At 44.4% G+C, this 2360-nt stretch carries 3 protein-coding genes and 1 pseudogene; all 4 read right to left on the reverse strand.

Features of this window, described 5'->3' with window-relative positions; all coding sequences use genetic code 11:
- Window positions 1-362, reverse strand: a pseudogene (locus ACFINC_RS09110) (hypothetical protein); the annotation flags it as partial.
- 17 nt (window positions 363-379) lie between these two features.
- Window positions 380-613, reverse strand: coding sequence for a hypothetical protein (locus ACFINC_RS09115; RefSeq protein ID WP_375617003.1), 234 nt, complete (start codon window positions 611-613; stop codon window positions 380-382).
- 9 nt (window positions 614-622) lie between these two features.
- Window positions 623-1756 carry a phage tail protein gene (locus tag ACFINC_RS09120; protein ID WP_375617004.1) on the reverse strand — a complete coding sequence of 378 codons (1134 nt, stop codon included), beginning with the start codon at window positions 1754-1756 and terminating at the stop codon, window positions 623-625.
- Between the two features lie 9 nt (window positions 1757-1765).
- Window positions 1766-2360: phage tail protein (locus tag ACFINC_RS09125; RefSeq protein ID WP_375617005.1), on the reverse strand; the 595-nt coding region annotated here is incomplete at its 5' end.

Below are 2360 nucleotides of genomic sequence, written 5' to 3' on the forward strand. Positions count from 1 at the left end.
GCACTCTTGGCTTCTTCGGCTAATCCCTTGGCTGTATCCGCTGTATCTTTTGCAAGATTAGCCGTTGTCGTTACTGCTGTAACCGCTTCACCCGTTTTGGTAACTTCGCTAAACGCTCTTTCCGATACTTTTTTCGCCTCTTCTGCAACCTGTTGCGCTCCATTTGCACGTGCCATGGCTTTTTCTGCTTCTTGACGTGCATTTACAACCTGCTCTAACGGCGCAAAGGTTTCATACGAATACAAAGAGGCTGTTCCTAAAAGCTTTGGAACAACAACGCTATCTTGCGAAGTCCCTTCTCTGATTTCCTCTTTCGTTGCAACAGGTATCAAATATTCATGACTATGATCGGGTATCTTCATCTGCTTTATTCCTTCATTCAGAGGGATTCATCCAATGAACACTCTTTCAAATCTTCAAGCTCTTCTCTTAAGGTCTCTAAGCGCTTCTCTAAATCTTTCAGTGAACCATCAAGCTCGGCTTTCAATGCTGCTTTCAGTAAATCAAAAACACCATGAAGCGGCGCATGGACAAAGCCTCCCCCTGAATACAAAACAACCCGTACTTGAGACGGGTCGCTAAGCTCTGATATCGCAAACGGTTTTAATGACATTTCAACTCCTCATGTCTTTATTCCATAAACTACACTCACATTAACGGGGCGCGTTTCAACGCCTCCAAACGTCTCTGACATAAGATGATGGTCATGATGTGCTCTGTCATGAACGCCCTCTTTTATAGGGGTCGAATGATATAAAAAATTAGCAAAAGGGCTTCTGATAAACCAAGGCAAACGGGGCGGCTTGTCCTTATCTGTGAACCAAAATGGAACCTCTGGCTGTGGAATTCCTGCTATGTGGTCAAATTCTTGATTACATTCCTCTAAGCTATCACCACTCAAACCTACACACTCTTCGTCTACAGATCTCTTTCGCCTTTGCAAAGAAACTTCAGAAGAAGAAACATCCCGTCTTTTCCGTGAAGAACGACCCTCAGAAGAGGCGGGACCGATAAAATGTTCATGCCCTTTTAAAGAACAGGGTTGTATACTTGCAAAAGAACGCCAAGGGTCTAAATTGCGTTCATAGTCCATACCTCGTAAAAACATTCCACGAAAATCCGGAACATTAAACGTCGTGGCGCCATCTCCTTCTCCCCACGTCGTCCCTATCACCTCAAACAAGGCTCTATACGTTCTTCGCGAATAAGCACGCCCATCACAAGGTAACCAACCATCCGGCAAGCGCTCCATGCCAAAAGGACCAATTAAACCAGATGGTAAACGTTTTAAGGAAGTAACTTTTTCCCTTGTGGGATTGAGAATTTGCCAACCGGTTATATCTTCATCATAAATAACGGTATAAAGACAGCCATCTTGGATTTCTTCTCCCGTTAAAGCTAATAAACCGGTGTCCGTCGCCTTATAAACGGGCTTGCCGATTAAATTATTCAAAGCAATCGTGGTAGCCCCTACATTCTTGCCCTTCGCTTTAAAACAAAGCGTTATCCCATTCTTATACGCTAAAAACTGAGAGGGACTTTGAAGACCTATCGCACTCGTCTTTTGTTTATCATCAACCGTAACAACCCCTTCAATCACACCCCCCATATCCAATAAATACTCACGCACACGCTGCATCATAAAACGCGCACTGTTGTTAACCGTGTTCGGATGTTGTCCTTCTGACCAATTAATCAGATTATCCGCACCACCATTCTCCGATGCCGTTAAAGACCAATCATAAATCGTCGACATCTCAACACCTCACGTCTTAATCGCAAACACAACACTCATATTTATCGGGCGTGTCTCACTGGCTCCAAAACTTGCCGATGGAACATCACGCATATGAATGTGAGTATGGGGAAAGGCGAGCTTATGATGAACCCGTATATCCTCTGCTCTCACGCCCAAACGTTCGGCGAGCTTCAACCTTTGCTGGTCATTAAGCATATAACCCCAGATAATCGTCATATCACCATGCCAACTCTCCTCCTGATTTTCTGCATTCAAAATCGTAAAGGTTTGACCACTATGATCATGCTTTCTCATAGCGTCATTCTGTAAAGTGCCTAGATAACGAAAACGGTCTATATCGCGGTCATCATCAACGCCACGCAAAAAAACACCACGCAAATCGGGAACATGAAACTTGCTATAATCATCAACGCTCCCCCACCTGATCCCTATCGCTTCATAAAGAGCCCTATACTCACTGCGCAAATAAGCCTTTCCATCACATAACAACCAGCCTTTCGGTAAAACTTGCATCCCAAAAGCCCCTATTGTCCCTGGTGGACAAACAGGTATAACCGGTCCTTGCGGTAAAGAAACCGGCGTAGGATTTAAAACTTGCCAA

Origin of the sequence: Bartonella sp. AP58NXGY (genome assembly GCF_042195785.1) — a bacterium.
In the GTDB taxonomy this organism is placed as follows: Bacteria; Pseudomonadota; Alphaproteobacteria; order Rhizobiales; family Rhizobiaceae; genus Bartonella.